Source organism: Devosia sp. BK (assembly GCF_032907385.1).
GTDB lineage: Bacteria > Pseudomonadota > Alphaproteobacteria > Rhizobiales > Devosiaceae > Devosia.
Genome location: NZ_JAIMBX010000002.1, coordinates 236783 through 255412, shown reverse-complemented (window position 1 = coordinate 255412; position 18630 = coordinate 236783). Strand labels below are relative to the sequence as shown.

General features: G+C 61.0%; 23 protein-coding genes. 12 read left to right on the top strand and 11 right to left on the bottom strand.

What is annotated here, in order from left to right:
- Positions 1-31 precede the first annotated feature (31 nt).
- On the bottom strand, positions 32-1048 hold the full coding sequence (locus DevBK_RS13130; RefSeq protein WP_317185778.1) for an LLM class flavin-dependent oxidoreductase: 1017 nt from the start codon (positions 1046-1048) through the stop codon (positions 32-34).
- A gap of 183 nt (positions 1049-1231) precedes the next feature.
- Here DevBK_RS13130 and DevBK_RS13125 point away from each other — a divergent pair, with 183 nt between their 5' ends.
- Positions 1232-1822, top strand: a complete 591-nt coding sequence (locus tag DevBK_RS13125) for an acyloxyacyl hydrolase (RefSeq protein WP_317185777.1) — start codon at positions 1232-1234, stop codon at positions 1820-1822.
- A gap of 100 nt (positions 1823-1922) precedes the next feature.
- Here DevBK_RS13125 and DevBK_RS13120 read toward each other — a convergent pair whose 3' ends face one another.
- Positions 1923-3113 carry an NAD(P)/FAD-dependent oxidoreductase gene (locus DevBK_RS13120; RefSeq protein WP_317185776.1) on the bottom strand — a complete coding sequence of 397 codons (1191 nt, stop codon included), beginning with the start codon at positions 3111-3113 and terminating at the stop codon, positions 1923-1925.
- Positions 3114-3612: 499 nt separating this feature from the next.
- Here DevBK_RS13120 and DevBK_RS13115 point away from each other — a divergent pair, with 499 nt between their 5' ends.
- The 3 genes from DevBK_RS13115 (at position 3613) to DevBK_RS13105 (ending at position 6576) form a co-directional block, all read left to right on the top strand.
- A complete protein-coding gene (locus DevBK_RS13115) occupies positions 3613-4656 on the top strand; it encodes an aspartate-semialdehyde dehydrogenase (RefSeq protein WP_061908387.1) in 1044 nt (347 codons plus the stop codon).
- Between the two features lie 157 nt (positions 4657-4813).
- Entirely contained in the window at positions 4814-5695 is an 882-nt protein-coding gene (locus DevBK_RS13110) for an EamA family transporter (RefSeq protein ID WP_317185775.1), read from the top strand.
- Positions 5695-6576, top strand: coding sequence for an EamA family transporter (locus tag DevBK_RS13105; protein ID WP_317185774.1), 882 nt, complete (start codon positions 5695-5697; stop codon positions 6574-6576). Before DevBK_RS13110 ends, DevBK_RS13105 begins: the two co-directional genes overlap by 1 nt.
- 58 nt (positions 6577-6634) lie before the next feature.
- Here DevBK_RS13105 and DevBK_RS13100 read toward each other — a convergent pair whose 3' ends face one another.
- The 3 genes from DevBK_RS13100 to DevBK_RS13090 all read right to left on the bottom strand — a co-directional run bounded on the left by DevBK_RS13100 (position 6635) and on the right by DevBK_RS13090 (position 8411).
- Entirely contained in the window at positions 6635-7009 is a 375-nt protein-coding gene (locus tag DevBK_RS13100; RefSeq protein ID WP_317185773.1) for a hypothetical protein, read from the bottom strand.
- Positions 7010-7157: 148 nt separating this feature from the next.
- Positions 7158-7403, bottom strand: coding sequence for a hypothetical protein (locus tag DevBK_RS13095; RefSeq protein ID WP_061908383.1), 246 nt, complete (start codon positions 7401-7403; stop codon positions 7158-7160).
- A gap of 363 nt (positions 7404-7766) precedes the next feature.
- Complete coding sequence (locus DevBK_RS13090) at positions 7767-8411, bottom strand: carbonic anhydrase (protein ID WP_200940891.1); 645 nt, start codon at positions 8409-8411, stop codon at positions 7767-7769.
- 66 nt (positions 8412-8477) lie between these two features.
- On the opposite strand from DevBK_RS13090, the gene DevBK_RS13085 reads away from it, so the two are divergent.
- The gene (locus DevBK_RS13085) at positions 8478-8684 is read left to right on the top strand and encodes a DUF1737 domain-containing protein (RefSeq protein ID WP_061908382.1); all 207 of its coding nucleotides are present in this window, start codon (positions 8478-8480) and stop codon (positions 8682-8684) included.
- Here DevBK_RS13085 and DevBK_RS13080 read toward each other — a convergent pair.
- Both DevBK_RS13080 and DevBK_RS13075 read right to left on the bottom strand, forming a co-directional pair.
- Positions 8678-9256, bottom strand: a complete 579-nt coding sequence (locus DevBK_RS13080) for an NUDIX domain-containing protein (protein WP_317185772.1) — start codon at positions 9254-9256, stop codon at positions 8678-8680. The two genes, DevBK_RS13085 and DevBK_RS13080, sit on opposite strands and share 7 nt — an antisense overlap.
- Before the next feature lie 321 nt (positions 9257-9577).
- Entirely contained in the window at positions 9578-9703 is a 126-nt protein-coding gene (locus tag DevBK_RS13075; protein WP_274532523.1) for a hypothetical protein, read from the bottom strand.
- A 136-nt stretch (positions 9704-9839) separates the two neighbouring features.
- Between DevBK_RS13075 and DevBK_RS13070 the strand changes: the two genes are divergently transcribed.
- The gene (locus DevBK_RS13070) at positions 9840-9986 is read left to right on the top strand and encodes a hypothetical protein (RefSeq protein WP_156464040.1); all 147 of its coding nucleotides are present in this window, start codon (positions 9840-9842) and stop codon (positions 9984-9986) included.
- Positions 9987-9993: 7 nt separating this feature from the next.
- Here DevBK_RS13070 and DevBK_RS13065 read toward each other — a convergent pair whose 3' ends face one another.
- Both DevBK_RS13065 and DevBK_RS13060 read right to left on the bottom strand, forming a co-directional pair.
- Entirely contained in the window at positions 9994-10911 is a 918-nt protein-coding gene (locus DevBK_RS13065; RefSeq protein WP_317185771.1) for an iron-siderophore ABC transporter substrate-binding protein, read from the bottom strand.
- 58 nt (positions 10912-10969) lie between these two features.
- Positions 10970-12160, bottom strand: coding sequence for an MFS transporter (locus DevBK_RS13060; protein ID WP_317185770.1), 1191 nt, complete (start codon positions 12158-12160; stop codon positions 10970-10972).
- Positions 12161-12424: 264 nt separating this feature from the next.
- On the opposite strand from DevBK_RS13060, the gene sdhC reads away from it, so the two are divergent.
- The 6 genes from sdhC to DevBK_RS13030 all read left to right on the top strand — a co-directional run bounded on the left by sdhC (position 12425) and on the right by DevBK_RS13030 (position 16348).
- Entirely contained in the window at positions 12425-12811 is a 387-nt protein-coding gene (gene sdhC / locus DevBK_RS13055) for a succinate dehydrogenase, cytochrome b556 subunit (protein ID WP_317185769.1), read from the top strand.
- A 3-nt stretch (positions 12812-12814) separates the two neighbouring features.
- Entirely contained in the window at positions 12815-13204 is a 390-nt protein-coding gene (gene sdhD / locus DevBK_RS13050; protein ID WP_317185768.1) for a succinate dehydrogenase, hydrophobic membrane anchor protein, read from the top strand.
- A 5-nt stretch (positions 13205-13209) separates the two neighbouring features.
- Complete coding sequence (sdhA, locus tag DevBK_RS13045; protein ID WP_317185767.1) at positions 13210-15021, top strand: succinate dehydrogenase flavoprotein subunit; 1812 nt, start codon at positions 13210-13212, stop codon at positions 15019-15021.
- A gap of 11 nt (positions 15022-15032) precedes the next feature.
- The gene (locus tag DevBK_RS13040; protein ID WP_156352128.1) at positions 15033-15194 is read left to right on the top strand and encodes a hypothetical protein; all 162 of its coding nucleotides are present in this window, start codon (positions 15033-15035) and stop codon (positions 15192-15194) included.
- Positions 15187-15477 carry a hypothetical protein gene (locus DevBK_RS13035; protein WP_062630636.1) on the top strand — a complete coding sequence of 97 codons (291 nt, stop codon included), beginning with the start codon at positions 15187-15189 and terminating at the stop codon, positions 15475-15477. The genes DevBK_RS13040 and DevBK_RS13035 overlap by 8 nt, the downstream gene beginning before the upstream one ends.
- Positions 15478-15565: 88 nt before the next feature.
- Positions 15566-16348, top strand: a complete 783-nt coding sequence (locus DevBK_RS13030; protein ID WP_061908374.1) for a succinate dehydrogenase iron-sulfur subunit — start codon at positions 15566-15568, stop codon at positions 16346-16348.
- Between the two features lie 147 nt (positions 16349-16495).
- Here the strand turns inward: DevBK_RS13030 and DevBK_RS13025 are convergent, their stop codons facing one another.
- Positions 16496-16888: an endonuclease domain-containing protein gene (locus DevBK_RS13025; protein WP_162243237.1), complete on the bottom strand. Its 393-nt coding sequence runs from the start codon at positions 16886-16888 to the stop codon at positions 16496-16498.
- A 206-nt stretch (positions 16889-17094) separates the two neighbouring features.
- Entirely contained in the window at positions 17095-18624 is a 1530-nt protein-coding gene (locus tag DevBK_RS13020) for a hypothetical protein (protein WP_317185766.1), read from the bottom strand.
- Positions 18625-18630 lie beyond the last annotated feature (6 nt).

The window sequence follows — 18630 nt, the reverse complement described above, 5'->3', positions numbered from 1 at the left end:
CGTAAAGCTGGGTATGCAGCCTAAGGGGCGCTTAGCCCCGCGGCGTCACGCCAAGCGCCTGGCCCAGAAGTTCGAACGAGCGACGGCGCAACTCGTAGGAGTGGATCGTCGTCGTGATCATCACTTCGTCGGCCCCTGCTTCTTCGGCCTTGGCCGTGATTTCTTCGGCCATGCGCTCAGCGCTGCCGACCATCCAGAGACTGCCCTGATGGGAAATCACCTGCTGCTGTTGCGGGGTCAGCGATTTCATCCGCTGTGTTGCGGCTTCCGGCGGCATCAGGTTGCGCTGCTCGCCGGTGACGAAGAGCGCCCAATTGACCGCCTGCGAGGTCGCAAGAAACGCCGCTTCTTCCTCTGTCGGCGCTGCAATCACCGAAAGGCACAAAATCGTCTTGGGCTCGGCAAAGTCTTCAGACGGCACGAAGGCCTCGCGATAGGCGGCAAAGGCCGGCGCCGCGGGCGTGTGCGAAAAATGCGCGGCAAAGGCATAGCCAAAGCCAATCTGGCCAGCCGCTTGCGCGCTGGCACCGGACGAACCCAGCAGCCACTTTGGCGGCAGGCGAATACCGCCTGGCGAAACCGGTACGCGCGAATAGGGATGATCGGGCGGGAAATTGTCCTCGTCGAACGCCATGAGTTCAGCGAGGTACTGCGAAAATTCCTCGCCGCCGCCTGAGCGCAGCGCCCGCATGGCATAGCCGTCGCCACCCGGTGCGCGGCCGAGCCCGAGATCGATGCGGCCGGGGTGCAGCGCTTCCAGGGTCCGATAGGCTTCGGCAATGCGCAGCGGCGCGTGATTGAGCAGCATCACGCCGCCCGAGCCGACGCGCAGCCCCTTGGTCGCCGCAACCGCACTGCCGATCAGGATTTCAGGCACGGAGGAGGCAATCGAGGGCATGCCATGGTGTTCGGCATACCAAAGCCGGTGATAGCCATAATCGTCTGCCGCCTGCGCCAGCTTCACCGTCTCGGCCATGGCGTCGGTGGTCGAACTGCCTTGGGCGATGGGGGCGAGATCCTGGAGCGAAAGGGCAAAAGAAGCAGACATGACATTATCCGGTTTGAAACCAATCATCGTTAGATCACGATGATGGCGCCCGAATTCAACCCTCGATCGCGGCTTTCCGGTCACTTTTGCCGCTGCACGCGCCGCAAACGCACTTGGGGGCTGGAGCCGAATTGACTTTTGAGGCTAGTGAGGTGCTTCTTGGGGAACAGTGAGATCGGTGTGATGCTGCGTAAGATCTTTTTCGGTGCGATCGGTATGCTGGCTCTTTCTGCCAGCCCGGCCCTGTCCCAGAACCTTTATGATCCCCATCCGCTCGCCGGCGTGGTCGACGAATTGCGTTTCGGTATTCATGCGCATGACGTGCACCATGCCGCCCTGCCGTTTCTCATGAACGAATGGCGCCTCAATCAGGTCGAAGACATCAGCTTCGATGTGCTCTTCACCTCGCCCGATATCGATGCCTTCCGCTGGATCGGCTCGCCGCGTCCCGAAGTCGGCACAACCATCAATCTCGATGGCCAGGATAGCCTCCTTCATGCCGGCCTCACCTGGCAGTTGCCGGTCTTCGATACGCCATTCTATCTCGAAGGCACTTTTGGTGGCGCCGTACACAACGGCGCGCTGGAAAACGCCGCGCCCGGCCGCAAGAATTTTGGCTGCTTCCTCAATTTCTATGAGCGTTTTGGCGTCGGCGCCCGCCTCGGTGAGAATGCCACGGCGACCGTCACCTATGAGCACACGTCGAACAACGGCTATTGCTCGCAGAACGACGGGCTCTCCAATTTCGGCGTGCGCCTCGGCTATAAGTTCTAAAGCGCGTCGCGACCTTTAAGGGTCGCTCTTAGCGCTTTAGCTGTTTGGTTCAACGCATGTCTTTATCCCGAAACCGGTGCCCACTTTCGGGAGACATGCTTTAGGCCGCTTGTCCCGCGGCAAAGCCCGAAGCCCAGGCCCACTGGAAATTATAGCCCCCAAGCCAGCCGGTAACGTCGACTGCTTCGCCCACGAAGTATAGGCCTGGCACGGTCCGCGCCATCATGGTCTTGGCATCGAGCCCTGTCGTATCGACGCCACCGAGCGTGACTTCAGCCGTGCGATAGCCTTCCGACCCAACCGGCTTCAACGTCCAGCGCGAAACCTGATCGGCCACCGGCTGCAGCTTCTTGTCCGAAAAATCGCCGATCATGCCCGGCTGGTTGATCATCTCGCCCATGAGTTGTGCCAGACGCTTTGGCAGATGACCGGCCAGCACGGTCTGGACGTGGTTGCGCGGCTGTTCCTTGCGCGCCGCCTGCAGCATGGCCAGCGCATCCTGCTCAGGCAGAAGATCGACGGAGATGCTGTCGCCCTCGCGCCAATAGGACGAGATCTGCAGGATCGCCGGACCCGACAGCCCGCGATGGGTAAAGAGCAGCGCTTCGCGGAATTTTGTCTTGCCCGTCCCGACTATCGCATCGGTCGAGACACCAGCCAATTCGCGCAATTCTTCGAGCTTACCTTCCTCAAAGGTCAGGGGCACGAGCGCCGGGCGCGTATCGGTGACATTGAGCCCGAATTGCTTGGCGAGCGTATAGGCAAAACCGGTCGCTCCCATCTTGGGGATGGACTTGCCGCCCGTCGCCACGATCACGCTTTCAGAGGTGACATAGCCATCGCCGACGAGAACCTTGAAACCTGCATCGGTCTTTTCGACCGAACCCACGGTGCGTCCGGTCCAGATCGCCGCGCCAGCCTGGCGCAGTTCGTCGATCAGCATGGCAACGATTTGCGTGGCCGGTCCATCGCAAAACAGTTGGCCGAGCGTCTTCTCATGAAAAGAGATGCCGCGCTTTTTCACCTTTTCGATGAACATTTCGGGCGTGTAGCGCGACAGCGCCGACAAGGCGAAGCGCGGGTTCTGGCTCAGGAAGCGCTCGCGCCCCAGGACATGGGTCGCGTTGACATTGGTAAAATTGCAGCGCCCGCCGCCCGAAATGCGGATCTTTTCACCTGGATCACGCGCATGATCGACCACGAGCACCCGCCGTCCGCGCCGCCCGGCCTCAATCCCCGCCATAAGCCCCGCCGCGCCTGCACCGAGAATGATGATGTCGAAATCGGTCATGTTTTTGGTCCTTGGCGCGCGTTCCTCCCTCCCGTACCCCCCTCCCGGCCTCCCCCACAAGGGGGGAGGTGCCGATCTGCTGTTTTAGGGGGATGCTGCCACGCCTGCCATGACACACCCCCTTTGATGGGCTCCGAGCCGTCCCGAAGGGCAAATCGCTCCAGCGGAGCGATTTGAGGGGAGGAGGATGGGAGGGGGTGGAGCCACGCCCGCAGACCCTTCCCAACCAATCTTCATTGACTCTTTCCTATTTGAGAGTATGAGAAGTCCTGCTTTTCCTATCAGAGCACTGATTTTCATGCGCAGCTTCGGCCACATCGCCGTTTTGACGACCACAAGGCTCATAGCCGGTGGCCTGACTGCCATGATGAAAACCACCAAAACCGCCTGACGCTTTTCCCCGGGTTCCCTCCCGCCGGGGAGAGGCTCACAGCACTGACCGCGGTGATCGAGATCATCGCGCGGGGGCGGAAAAGGTTAAGGGACCGGAGTTCCAAAAATGGGTTATCGCGTCGCTGTCGTCGGGGCCACGGGCAATGTGGGCCGCGAAGTTCTCAATATCCTGGCCGAGCGCAAGTTCCCGGCTGACGAGGTCTTTGCCCTCGCGTCCTCCCGCTCGATTGGCCGGGAAATTTCCTATGGCGACAAGGTGCTCAAGGCGCGCGACCTGCAGCACTTTGATTTCTCGACCGTCGATTTTGCCATCATGTCGGCTGGCGGCTCCATCTCCAAGGATTGGGCGCCCAAGATCGCGGCGGCCGGTGCCGTCGTCATCGATAATTCCTCTTACTGGCGCTACCACTCCGACGTGCCGCTGATCGTGCCGGAAGTGAACGGCCATGTGCTCGATCGCTGGCTCAAGGACGAAAAGCGCAACGGCATCATCGCCAATCCCAATTGCTCGACGGCTCAACTCGTCGTGGCGCTGAAGCCACTCCACGATGCAGCGACCATCAAGCGCGTCGTCGTCTCGACCTACCAGTCGGTTTCCGGCGCCGGCAAGGAAGGTGTCGACGAGCTCTGGAACCAGACCAAGGGCATTTTCGTCAACGACTCGCCGACCCCGCAAAAGTTCTCCAAGCAAATCGCCTTCAACGTCATCCCCCATATCGATGTGTTCATGGAAGACGGCTACACCAAGGAAGAATGGAAGGTTCTGGCCGAGACCAAGAAGATCCTCGATCCCAAGATCAAGGTCACCTGCACCGCCGTACGCGTGCCGGTCTTTGTCGGTCACTCTGAATCTGTCAATCTCGAATTCGACAAGCCCATCTCGGCTGACGAAGCGCGCGATCTCTTGCGCGAAGCGCCCGGCATTGCCGTTCTCGACAAGCGCGAACCCGGCGGCTACGCCACGCCGGTCGAAACCGTAGGCGATTACGAGACCTATGTCAGCCGCATCCGCGAGGACGTCACGGTCGAAAATGGTCTCGCCATGTGGGTCGTCTCCGACAACCTCCGCAAGGGCGCGGCGCTCAATGCCATCCAGATCGCCGAAACCCTCATCGAAAAGGGTTTCAAGGCCCGCGCCATCGCAGCCTGACCATTCCCCTGCGCCGTCCGGTTCCGGCATGGCGCAGGGCAGACATTTTCCGAAGTGACTTTTAGTGGCGCGCGTCAGGGTGTAAGCCCCAACCGCGCCCCAAATCCACGTTTTGCGGAAAGGCGCCGATCTGCGCCGTCCCGCCCCTGGATTTCCTATGCTTTCGCTCCGCGACCTCTGTCTCGCTCTCCTCGTCGTTCTCGCCTGGGGGCTGAACTTCGTCATGATCAAGTGGGGTGTCGAAGTGGTGCCGCCGCTCCTCCTCACTGCCATGCGCTATCTTTGCGCCGCGCTGCCCATGGTCTTCTTCGTCAAGCGGCCGCAGGTCCGCTTGGGAACGCTCCTCACCTATGGCCTCGCCATCGGCTTTGCCCAGTTCGGTCTCTTGTTCTCGGCCATCAAGCTCGGGCTCCCAGCCGGATTGGCCTCGCTCATCATCCAGACCCAGGCGTTTTTCACCTTCGGCCTCGCCATGCTGTTCCTGGGCGAGAAGCTCGGCCGCTGGCAGGTTATCGGCGCCACGGTCGCCATCATCGGCATCGGTGTCATTGCCGTCGAACGGTTCGAAGTCACGAGCCTTGTTCCCCTGCTCATGGTCATCGCCGCAGCCTTCTTCTGGGGCGTCGGGAATATCGCGTCCAAGCGGGCAGGGCAGATCGACATGCTCTCCTTCGTCGTCTGGGGCAGTCTCGTCCCCATCGTCCCGCTGCTCGCCCTTTCCTTACTGATCGAAGGCCCCAGCGCGATCACCGCCGCGCTGCAGAATTTCAGCTTCAGCACCGCGGGCATCGTGCTGTTCAATGGCTACGCGGCCACTCTCGTCGGCTTCGGGCTCTGGAGTTATCTCTTGAAGCGCTATCCGGCCGCGCTGATTGCCCCATTCTCGCTGCTCGTTCCCGTCTTCGGCATCGGCTTTGCCGTGCTGCTCGCTGGCGAGGTTATCACCGAGCTTGAAATCATCGGCAGCACGCTGGTGTTCGCCGGCCTCGTCATCAACGTCTTCGGACCGCGCCTCATGCGCCGCCGGGTGCGCGTCTGATGCCCATCCGCCATATCCTTCTCGCGCTCCTCGTCGTTGCCATCTGGGGCTTTAATTTTGTCGTCATCAAATTGAGCGTTGAGGCGCTGCCGCCGATCCTTGCCGCCGCGCTCCGGTTCTGTGCCGCCGCGTTCCCGGCGCTGCTCTTTGTGCGACCGCCCAAGGCGCCGTGGTGGCTTGTCGTCGGCTTCGGTCTCAGCTTCGGCTTTGCTCTTTATGCCTTCCTCAATCTCTCGATTGCCTGGGGCATGCCGGCGGGGCTCTCCTCGCTCGTCCTCCAGACCCAGGCCTTCTTCACCATGGCCATGGCCTTCGTGCTGCTCGGCGAACGCCCGAGCCGCTTCCAGATCATCGGGGCGGGCATCGCGTTTTTGGGGATTGCTGCCATCGGTGCCGAGCGCATCGAAGGCGCGGGCCTCGTGCCGCTGGTCATGGTGCTGCTTGCCGCCATGGCTTGGGGCCTCGCCAATGTGCTCACCAAAAAGGCCGGCCGGATCAATGCCATCGCCTTCACCGTCTGGGGCTCCCTTGCCGCGCCGCTGCCGCTCTTTGCCCTCTCCTATGTCGTCGAGGGTGGCCCCGCCATCTGGGCAGCACTGAGCGGCTTTTCCTGGTCCGACGCGGTGCTCATCGCCTTTCTCGCTTATCCCGCAACGCTTCTCGGCGGCGGCATCTGGAGTTGGCTGCTCGGCCGTCACCCCGCTTCGACCGTCGCGCCGTTCACGCTCCTCGTGCCGATTACCGGGCTTCTGTCGGGCTATCTCATCCTCGGCGAAACCATCACCGGGATCGAGATCGCCGGCGGCGTGCTGGTGATCATCGGTCTGATCGTCACCTTGCGAAAATCAAAGCCCCTCGAACCCGCTATACGGCTCGACTAAAGCAAAACGGCCGCTCCAGGGAGCGACCGCCAAACTTCCTATCGAAAGCGCTATGCGCTCATTCTGGCGCCAGGGTGCCTTCACCGGGCAGGGCCGGCACGGCATCCATCGGCGCTGGCGCGGGGGCTGCATCCATGGGCGCCGGTGCGGGTACGGCCTCTGGCGCAGGCACAGTAGCATCAGGCGCCGGTGCTGCAGGCACGGCCGCGGGCTGCAGTGCGCCGAGCTGTTCAGGTGTCACGCTGCCCGCGCCTTCAATATCGGCCCGCGCAAAATCGTCCTGCGTCAGGTCTGGCCAGACCACCACCAGTTCTTCGTAGCTCAGGCGGCCATCGCCGTCGGTATCTACATCGGCAAATGTCAGCGCGCTCTGAGCCAGAACGGGCGTGGCAAGAAGACCGGCGGCCAGGAGGCCAAGTGCAAGTTTACGCATGGGGGAAATCCTTGGTTGTGTCAGTAGCCGCGGCCACTGGGGTCCGCCGCCCCGAGGGAGGGCGAGGCGACGGGCGAAAGAAAATGACGCTGAGCGTTTTCAACGGGCCTGGGGGTCAGTGTCCCGATCGAAATCGCCCAACCGGAGCTTAGTTGGCCGGAGCCGCCGCGCCGGTCAGCACGCCATATTCTTCCGGGCTCAGTTCGCCATTACCGTCGGTATCGGCAGCGGCAAAATCTTCATCGGTCAGATCAGGCCAGCCGACCTGTGCCTCGCTCAGCGTCAGCCCGCCGCTCATATCGGCGTCGAGTGTCGCGAAATCGGTCGTGCCCTGCGCAAAGGCTGCGCCGGTCATGCCGAGAACGAGGAGGGACGAAAGGACGATCTTTTTCATGGGGTTGCTCCATGTCTTGGGAAAGGCGACGAGTGGCCCCGTCGACGGGTCGCTCTCCGGCGGCCCCGTTCCCAAAAGATGGGCGGGCAATGTGTCCCGTGGCCGACCACACAAAGGCGTGACCGCAGAAATGTCTGGGCCATTTTCGGGCGGATAAAAATCAAGCCCATAAAGGCCGCTAGCGGTTTTGCAATCTCGTCGACTAAGCAAATCCCAAGTCGTTTGAGGCAGGTGGCAAGCGACAACTGATCACGATTGGGATGGCGCAAGTGCGTCTTGATGGCGGGAGCGCGGCAACTTGATTGCGCCAAAAACAAAGGGCGCCCCGTGGCGCCCCAGAATTTTTCAACACTGTCAGTTAGATCAAAGCGCGGGGCGAATGAAGTCGCCGTCGTGATCCATGATCCAGAGTTCGGCCGTCGAAATGTCGAACCAGGCGCCGTGGACCGCCAGTTTCCCCTCGGCTTCAAGCTCAGCCACATAGGGAAACGTCCGCAGATTGCGGATCGAGTTGCGGATCGAAATCCGCTCCATTGCCGTCTGCCGTTCGGCCGAGGTGAGCAGGCTGTTCTGTCCGAGCTGGTTTGGCAGTTCGCCCAGCATGCTCATCCATTTGCCGATGAAATCGCCATCGTCGAGCGATTTGAAATCGGGATCGAGCGCCGCCTTGATGCCGCCGCAGCGGCCATGGCCCATGACGACGATATCGGCGATGTTGAGCGCCTTGACCGCAAATTCGATGGCCGCCGACGTGCCGTGCTGGCCACCGTCGGGCTGATAGGTGGGCACAAGATTGGCGACATTGCGCAGGACGAACATTTCGCCCGGGCCGGAATCGAAGATCATCTCGGGCGCCGCGCGGCTATCGCAGCAGGCAATGATCATGGTTGTGGGGCTTTGCCCCACCGAGGCGAGATCGCGAAGGCGTTCCTTCTCGCGCAGATAACGTCCGGCCAGAAAATTGGCGTGGCCGCTGAGCAGTTCTTTTGGAAAGCTGTGCATGAGCATTGGATTAGCGCTAAGAGCCGTTAGAATCAATCTCGGCGCACAGGCGCCAATGCAAGGGGGCCATGCATGCGCATCTATCGCTTTTTATCCGGCGAAGACGACTCAGCTTTTTGCCACAAGGTCACCAAGGCCCTGATCGAAGGCTGGGAACTGCATGGCAGCCCCACCTATGGGTTTGATGCTGTCAGCAAGAAGATGCGGTGCGGCCAGGCCGTGACCAAGGTCGTCGCCGACCAGCCCTATGATCCCGATAAGAAACTGGTCGACTACTGAGACGCCAATTTCAGCGCCAGATGCTGGAGCAGCACGATGGTCTTGGCATCGGTTATCTCGCCGGTGCCGATCATTTTGAACGCCGCTGCAAAGGCAAGTTCGACGACTTCGATCTCCTCGCCTTCATCGACGAGCCCGCCGCCGGCAGAGCGATAGGTCTCGGCTCCATAGTGCCCGAGGAAGAGGCTCACCTTTTCGGTCACCGAGCCCGGCGACATATAGGCGTCGCAGACATGAACAACGTCGCGCGGTGCGTGACCGGTCTCCTCGAGCGCCTCGCGCTCGGCGCAGGTTTCTGGGTCATCGCCATCCAATAGGCCGGCGCAGACTTCGAGCAAAAAGGCGTGGTCGCCATTGGCCATGACGGGATAGCGGAACTGGCGCACCAACAGCACCGATCGGCTCTCTGGATTATAGAGCAGAATGGCTGCGGCATTCCCATGGTCATAGACTTCGCGGCTCAGGCGCTGCACCGTGCCGTCGTCGCGCTGGTAGTCGAGCGTCACGCGCGAGAGCGTTCCCCAGTCTTCCGAGAGAATTTGGGTGTCGCGCAGCAGAATTTTTTTAGTCATGGCCATTTTCATTATCAGATCGGTAAGCATTTCTATTTGCTCAGATCTTTTTATGAAATGCCAGAATATGGCTTCTCTGGCGGCGTATCCCCAGCGTCTGTCACTAAAAAGTCTTAGAGCATCGGAAACGAATCGCGTGTATTCTCATTTTTCCCAAAAGCAGAAAAACCTGCGAGGGGGAGGATAAAGCGGTGGATTTCGGAAGGTTAACCGTCATCACTGGGCTGGCCGTCGAGGCCTGGATGTTGGTTCTCGTCCTTGGGGCAGGTTTGCAGTTTCTAGCCATGGCCATTCTCGCCTGACCCGGGCGCGTCACCAAAGCTAGTGCAGATACCCCAAGAGATATAATAGACCAGTGGTCGGCAGCATGACGCTCCAGACCAGCAAAAGCGCTGACATCAACACCACGAAAATTGCAGTCTTGAGCTTGGTAAGCATGGTCTTCATTGGCCGTTTTTATAAGCTTACGCAAAGGCCGCGCTGCCCGCATTACACTTTGCTGGGTGTGGTTACCGCGCGTGGCGTTAGCTCACACTTGCGTGCAATCCCTGTACCGGTTCCGCTGGCCGCCTATCATGGGCTCATGTCGAATCGTGCCAAGGGATGGCTCCTGACCATCCTCATCGCCTTGGGTCTTTGGGGCCTTGCCGTCAGCCTCGTCTTTCAGGGCGATATCGTCGTGGGCAGTGCCCGCCAATTGGGCGGGCACCTCTTGCAGATGATCGGATAGTCGCGGCTCAGCGCGACGAGGCAAGCCCGTAGATTTTTTCGATATCGTCGAGCGCGAGATGCGCGGCCATCACCCCACCGGCCGTCGCCCAGACTGTGTCGGATACGGCATAGACATGGCCCGCCTTGGCGACTTCGAGATTCTGCCAGAGCGGCGAGGCCATCCAGGTTTCGGCTTCCCTGGTCGCGCCACCGTCGCCGGTTTCGTAGCTGAAGTGCAGCAGGCGATCGCCATCGAGTTCGGGAATACGCTCGAGCGTGATCTTTTCGGCCAAGCCGGCCTTGTCCTGCGCCGCGGGGCGGCCAAAGCCGATGTCGCGCAGGATAGAGCCTGAAAAACTGTCATTGTTATAGGCGTAGTTCTGGCCCGCGATGAAGCGCACCAGCCCGACCTTTTCATTGACCTGATCACCAAGCGCCGCCTTGATACGCGCCACGCGATCTTCGTAATATTTGAGGACTTCTGCGCCCTTTTCCGTCTGGTTCACGGCGTCCGCGTAAAAGGCAAGGTTCTGCCGCCACTGGCCGGTGATGTTCTCGACAAACACGGTTGGGGCAATGGCCGAAAGCTGCTCGTAGATATCTTCGTGGCGCTTCTTGTTGCCCAGAATCAGATCAGGCTCGAGCGAGAGAATGACCTCGAGGTTCGGCGCCAGTTCCTCGCCAACGACCGTGACACCCTTGAGCATTTCCGAGACGTGGTCGAACCAGGGATCGGCATTCGCCGAGCGCACGGCACCCACCGGCACGATGCCAAGCGCGAGAAGATCCTCCGTCGCCTCATTAGTCAGCGCCACGATGCGCAGCGGCTTTTCGGGCACATCGGTCACGCCCATCGCATGAGTGATGTCGCGCGCCAAGGCCGGCATTGCGAGCGCGAGAAGAAGAGGCACGCTCAGCAGCGTGACAAGGCGGCGAGAAACCATGGTCCATCCAATCCTGATATCAGGTGTCAAGTTTCTCAATCCCATTGGCTTGGTCGTGTCAAGCGCGGGCGCGCCGTGTAACGGCCTGAGCGATCGGAATAATTGCCAGTGCGCAAATGGCTGGCACCAAGCCAAGGATCAGCCAGGGCAGGGGCGCTGAACTGCCAGGTTTCAGCGCACCATCGAGCAGCGGCCCGATCAGCACATTGCCCAAAAGTACTGTCAGGCCGCCCGCCGATGCCAGCGCGCCATAATAAACGCCCGTCGGCCGCGTCCCCGCCATCCGCGCCACGATATCCATGGCAATGGGTTTGACGATCATCTGCCCAAAAATCAGCAAGATCACCATCAGCGTAGCGGGCGCCAGTTTCAACAGCCCTCCCATGGGTGCGTGACCTGCAAAGGCAGCAACCGTTCCGAAGGCCAGAGCCATCAAGAGAAAACCTGCGGAGAGACTAAAACCCCAGGGCAGGCGCTGGGCTATTCGCGCCACTGGCAATTGCAGAGTCACGATCATCAGCGACGCAAGCATGAAGAGCGGCGCCATTTCGGTTTCGCTGCCGCCCGATCGGGTGATTTCAACGGGGAGCGCAAAGTAGAGCTGATTGTAGCTCAACAGAAAGCCGCTATGGGCGAGGGTGAAAAGCAGGAAAAGCCGGTCGCGAAACACGTGCCACCAGGGGCCATCCTCCGCCCGCCGCTGCGCCCGCACCTGACGCGGCAGGCGGATGTGAAGGATCACATAGGCCACGGCAAAGACGCCAGCACCGCCAAGGGCCATGGCCTTAAAGCCAATCCCGAGCAGCAGCGCTCCAACAAATGGTCCCGCCACGGCACCCAGTTCGCCCCAGACGGCGAGCTTGGCAAAGAACCGCGCCCGACCCTCTTTGCGCTCACCTACCTTCGCCGCGAGCGACGAGATCGCCGGCGAAAACAGCGCTCCGGCAAAGCCCGTGAGGCAAGCGCCGATCAGCACCGTCGTGAAATCAAAACTGAACGCTAAGACGCTGAACCCGACAATCCGCGTGGCGCAGCCGAGAAGGATCAGCTGTCGCGGCCCCAGTTTGTCCGCGAACGCCCCGCCGACGACAAACAGTCCCTGCTGGGCAAAGGTGCGCATCCCCAGCACCAGCCCGATCGCCGCGCTTTGCAGCGCCAGGTCCTCGCGCATGAATACGGCGAGGAACGGCACGACCATGTAAAAGCCGAGCATGAAGATGAATTGATTGACGAGAAGCAACAGCGGCACGGGCACGACTCAATGGTTCGCGCCTCCTTGGCGCATCAGGCCGCGAGTGGCAATCACCCCAGTCGGCCCACGCCTAAATCCCAAAAGCTCAAAAACCCGCGCGTCCCGCGAACATAACGTTCGCTCTGCGAACAAAGTGCGGTATTCGCCAAAAGGCGGAGATGGAAGGCCGGAAAGAGCTTTGATTTGGTAAGGAATGGCGGCTAGTAATCTCGAACTATTCCAAACTGGACCACATTGAGTCCCCCAGGCCCCGGATATCCCATGTCGGTCAGAGCCCGCCCCACTTCGCCGCATCTGCAGATTTATCGCTGGACCATCACCATGGCCATGTCGATCCTTCACCGCGCTACCGGCATTGCCAACTATGCCGGCATGACGCTGGTCGCGATCTGGCTTGTCGCGGCGGCGCTCGATCAGCAGGCGCTCGACGTCGTCAATGTGGTCTTCGCCTCCTGGTTCGGTCAGATCGTGCTCTTCGGCTTCACCTGGAGCCTTGTACACCACATGTGCGGTGGCCTCCGCCATTGGGTCTGGGACTTTGCCGCGATGATGGAGCCGGGACAGCGCGAGACCATGGCCTGGGCCACGCTCGTCGCCTCGGTGGTCATCACCCTTCTTATCTGGACCGTCTTTGTGTGGGCAGCCTGACACATGCGTGAAACCATTACCCGCGACATGGTCGCCAATCCCAAGACCCACTATGGCGATGCCAAGGCCGCGACGCGTCATTTCATGACGCAGCGCATCACCGGCCTCATCAACATCGTTTTTTTGGGCTTTTTGCTCTTCATCATCGTGCGTCTTGGCGGCCAGGATCGTGCCGATATGGTCGGCGTCATCGGTAATCCGCTGATAGGCCTGCCCTTTGCCGTCCTGATCGCTGTTGTTGCCGTCCATATGCGCAACGGCATGCGCGACACGCTTGAAGACTATGTCCATGGCCGCATGTTCAGCCTCGCCATGCTGCTCAATACGCTCTTTTGTCTTCTCGTTGCGGTGGCCGCCATCGGCGCCATTGCCAAACTCGTCTTCTGGGGTTGATCACAATGGCCACTTACGAACTGATCGACCACGAATTCGACGTGGTGGTGGTTGGCGCTGGCGGCGCTGGTCTCCGCGCAACTCTCGGCATGGCCGAGCAGGGTTTTAATACCGCCTGTATCACCAAGGTTTTCCCGACCCGCTCGCACACCGTCGCCGCCCAGGGCGGCATCGCCGCTTCGCTCCAGAATATGGGGCCCGATTCCTGGCAGTGGCACATGTACGATACCGTAAAAGGTTCGGACTGGCTCGGCGACAACGACGCCATGGAATATCTGGCCCGCGAAGCCCCGGCCGCAATCTACGAGCTCGAGCACTACGGCGTGCCCTTCAGCCGCACGCAGGATGGCCGCATCTACCAGCGCCCCTTCGGCGGCCACATGACCGAATTCGGCGATGGCCCCCCGGTGCAGCGCACCTGCGCCGCCGCCGACCGCACCGGCCACGCCATTTTGCACACGCTCTATGGCCAGTCGGTCAAGAACGACGCGCAATTCTTCATCGAGTACTTTGCCCTCGATCTGATCATGGGCGAAAACGGCGAGTGCCAGGGCGTCATCGCCTGGAAACTCGACGACGGCACGCTGCACCGCTTCCGCGCCAAGATGGTTGTGCTGGCAACCGGCGGCTATGGCCGCTCCTACTTCTCTGCGACTTCAGCTCATACCTGCACCGGCGACGGCAATGGCATGGTGGCCCGCGCCGGCCTGCCGCTGCAGGATATGGAATTCGTGCAGTTCCACCCCACCGGCATTTATGGTGCTGGCGTTCTTATCACCGAGGGCGCGCGCGGCGAGGGCGGCTATCTCACCAATTCCGAGGGCGAACGCTTCATGGAGCGCTATGCGCCCAACGCCAAGGACCTCGCTTCGCGCGACGTCGTCTCGCGCTGCATGACGCTCGAAATCCGCGAAGGCCGTGGCGTCGGTCCCAACAAGGACCACATCTACCTGCACCTCGATCACTTGGATCCAAAGGTGCTGCACGAGCGTCTGCCGGGCATTACCGAATCGGCCAAGATTTTCGCCGGCGTCGACCTCACCCGCGAGCCGATACCGGTGCTGCCGACCGTCCACTACAATATGGGCGGCATTCCCGCGAACTATCACGGCGAAGTGCTCAATCCGACGGCCGAGGATCCAGGCCGCATCGTGCCAGGCCTCATGGCTGTGGGCGAAGCCGCCTGCGCCTCGGTGCATGGCGCCAATCGCCTCGGCTCGAATTCCCTGACCGACCTTGTGGTCTTTGGCCGCGCTGCCGCCATCCGCGCCGGTCAGGTTATGGATAAGGCTGCGCCCATCCCCGGCATCAATGCCGCCGAGGACGCAAAAATCCTCGCCCGCTTCGATCGCCTCCGCAACGCCAATGGCAGCCAGCCGACGGCCAAGTTGCGCGATGAGATGCAGCGCACCATGCAGCTCGATGCGGCCGTCTTCCGCACCGATGCCTCGCTCAAAAATGGCGTCAAAGCCATGAGCGAGATCTATTCGCGCCTCCCCGATGTGAAGGTCACCGATCGCTCGCTGATCTGGAATTCCGATCTCGTCGAAACGCTCGAACTCGAAAACCTCATGGCCTGCGCCATGGCGACGGTCGTCTCGGCTGAAGCCCGCCACGAATCGCGCGGCGCTCACGCCCACGAGGATTTTCCCAATCGCGACGACGTCGAATGGCGCAAGCATACGCTGGCCACAGTCGATATCGCCACGGGCGCTGTAGCGTTGACCTATCGCCCGGTGATCACCGAGCCCCTGACCCCTTACGATCAGGGTGGAATCGATCTCAAGAAGATCGCCCCCAAGGCGCGCGTTTACTAAGGACCCAAACCATGTGCCGCAATTGCGCAGGTTTTGACGAAAAAGAGCAGGACATCTGGGCCGCCGCCTTCGCCCATCGCGATGGCAAGTCCGCGGCGCAAAAGCCTGCCGATGCCAAAGCCGCGCCGGCACCACGGACCAACCCCGCCTCCCGGGATCAGACCCATGCATAAACTGCTCCTTGCCCTTCCTTTGCTTCTCGCCAGCGCCGCGCCGAGCTTTGCCGCCGCGCCGACCGCCGCGCAAAAGGATGAGTTTTATAAAGTCTGCATGGGCATCGCCCAGGACGCGACGCTCTGCGGCTGCAAGGCTGATGCGGCGATGACCCTGATCGACGAGCGCTTCATGGCCGTCGTCATTGCCTCGATGAAGGGCGGCTCGCCCAAAGCCGCGGATTACGACGCCTACAACACCTATGTCGCCAAATCGAACCAGGTTTGTAAGCCGAACTACTGATTATTGGGGCTTTGGCTCAAAGCCCTCACGACACTGAACTGAACGCCTTTCGGACGACCCACGCGTCCGCCTCTGAAGGAACAAAAGAATGGCCGAACTGACTTTGCGCAAGGCCGATCAGCCGCAAAAGGGTAAAACCTGGCCCAAGCCCGAAGGCGCCACGCGCCTCCGCGAGTTCCACATCTATCGCTACGATCCCGACAAGAACGAGAACCCGCGCATCGATACATATTTCGTTGATCTCAACGATTGTGGCCCGATGATCCTCGATGCGCTGCTTTACGTGAAGAACAAGGTCGACCCGACCCTGACGCTGCGCCGCTCCTGCCGCGAAGGCATTTGCGGTTCGTGCTCGATGAACATCAATGGGCTCAATACCCTCGCCTGCACCAAGGGCATGGACGACTCTTCGGGCCCGGTCAAAATCTACCCACTGCCGCATATGCCGGTGGTCAAGGATCTGGTCCCCGATCTGACCACCTTCTACGCCCAGCACCGCGCCATCGAGCCCTGGCTCAAAACCACTTCGCCCACCCCACAAAAAGAATGGACGCAGTCGGTCGAAGACCGTTCCAAGCTGGATGGTCTTTACGAGTGCATCCTGTGCGCCTGCTGCTCGACCTCGTGCCCGAGCTATTGGTGGAATGGCGAAAAATACCTTGGCCCCGCCGCGCTTCTCCAGGCCTATCGCTGGCTGATCGACTCGCGCGACGAAACCACCACCGAGCGCCTCGACAACCTCGAAGACCCCTTCAAGCTCTATCGCTGCCACACCATCATGAACTGCACCAAAGTCTGCCCCAAGGGCCTCAACCCCGCCAAGGCCATCGCGCAGATCAAGAAGATGATGGTCGAACGCAAGGCTGCGTAGTTTTGGGTTTTTTGGATTTTTTTGGGCCCGCGGTACCGCCGCGGGCCTTTTTTTGTTTGGGCTAGCAGCACCCCCTCCCAACCTCCCCCATAAAGGGGGAGGTGCCGATCGAGTGTGTGGCACCACCTATTCACAACCACCATCCCTTCACCTCCCCCTAGACGGGGGAGGCCGGGAGGGGGTAACTCCGGCTGCCTGTAACGCCCCCAAAACTTCCAGATGAACGCCCTCGTCCTCCTCCATCACCTCCAAATTGGTGAACCGAAGCACTCGATATCCCTCACCCTCCAAAAACGCCGTCCTTGCCGCATCCCGCGCAATGCCTTCAGGCATAAAGTGGCTGTCACCATCGATCTCGACGATCAGCTTTCCTGCGTGGCAAACGAAGTCCACGACATAGCGCCCAATCGGCGCCTGTTTGCGAAAGTGCCAGCCCTGCTGCCGAATAGGGTGGATCAGCCGCCAGAAGCGGATTTCTGCCGGTGTCGGCTGTTGCCGCAGTTTTCGCGGCAGCGAGTTCCTTGCCACTGATTGCTCCAAGATCACCCCCTCCCAGCCTCCCCCATCAAGGGGGAGGTGCCGATCGAGTGTGTTGCACTATCTCACCATATCCACCGTCCCTGCACCTCCCCCTAGATGGGGGAGGCTGGGAGGGGGTGGAGCCTCACGCACCGGAGCATGCGTCCCCCCAAACAAAAACGGCGGAGCCAAAGCCCCGCCGCGTCACATTCAAATCCCAAAATTCCTCAGCTTTCGCCGTCCATCAGAACCACAGTTCCGGCCTCGAACGCCGTCTTGCAGTCGTCGGCGTCGGACATGCGGTCGCTGTCGAGAAGTGTCGCTGCGGCGCCGGGGCCCTGGAAGCGCGGATCGTCGCATTCGCCATCATTGGCGTAGGAGGAGGAGTTGTCGCCAAAGTCGATGTCCGAGCTGTCATAAGGCGCGCCGGCGGCATATTCGGGCGTGTAAACCTGGCGGATCGAGACGCGGCCTTCGTCGAGCAGCGCCTTGCAGTCGGTGGCGTCGCCCATCAGGTCTTCGGTGAGCAGCTTCTTGTTGGTGCCCGGACCTTCAAAACGCAGGTCGTCGCATTCGCCGTCATTGGCCCATTTGGAAAAATCCGAACCAAAGTCAAAAGCGGCGGCGGCCTGTTCGCCCTGGAAGGTCGCGGTGCCCGCCTCGACGGCGGCCTTGCAGTCGGTTGCGTCCTTCTTGATGTCTTCGGCAAGCGTGGTGCTCGCAACGCCCGTGCCGGTGAAACGCGGATCGTCGCATTCGCCGTCCTTGGCCCATTCCGAGGAATCATCGCCAAAGTCGATCTCGCCGACCGGCGTCGTCGCGGCCGCGCCGCTCGTGTCCTTGAGCGTCACGGTGCCGGCCTCGTAGGCAGCGCGGCAATCGGTGGCGTCCTTCATCAGGTCGGCATCGACCAGTTCTTCCGCCGAACCGGTGCCGGTGAAGCGTGGATCGTCGCACTCGCCATCCTTGGCCCATTCTGAGGAATCGTCGCCAAAGTTGATCGCATTGATCGGGGTCGCGATAGCGATATCGGCCGGGTTGGTGCCGGTGTCCTTAAGGGTCACAGTGCCGGCGACAAAAGCCGCCTTGCAGTCGGTGGCGTCTTTCTTGATGTCTGCGTCAACGAGCTCCTGAGCCGAACCCGTGCCAGTAAAGCGCGGATCGTCGCATTCGCCGTCTTTGGCCCATTCCGAGGAATCATCGCCAAAATCGATATCGGCAACATTCACAGCAGGTGGGATTTCGCCCCCTTCGACCAGAGTGACCGTGCCGGCTTCAAAAGCTGCCTTACAGTCCGTCGCGTCCTTGCGGAGATCGGCATCGACCAGCTCCTGAGCCGAGCCGGTGCCGGTAAAGCGGGGATCGTCGCATTCACCGTCCTTGGCCCATTCAGAGGAATCATCGCCAAAGTCGATGTCGCTGGCCTTCGGCGCCACGGGTGGATTGATATCCACAACGGTCGGTGGCGCCGTCGCCGTATCGTCCTTGAGGGTGATCTTGCCCGCATCGAAGGCGGCCTTGCAGTCGGTCGCATCCTTGAGGATGTCTTCATCGACCAGTTGGTCGGCCATGCCTTCGCCGGTAAAGCGCGGATCGTCGCACTCTCCGTCTTTCGCCCAATCGGAGGAATCATTGCCAAAGTCGATATCGGCCGCTGCTGGTTTCGCGGTTGGCTGTGCCAGGCTCGGCACAGTCAGTCCCGTGGTCAGCATCAGGCCAAGCAAGGTTCCTGCCGTGACGTGAAGAAAAGTGCGCATCGGTTG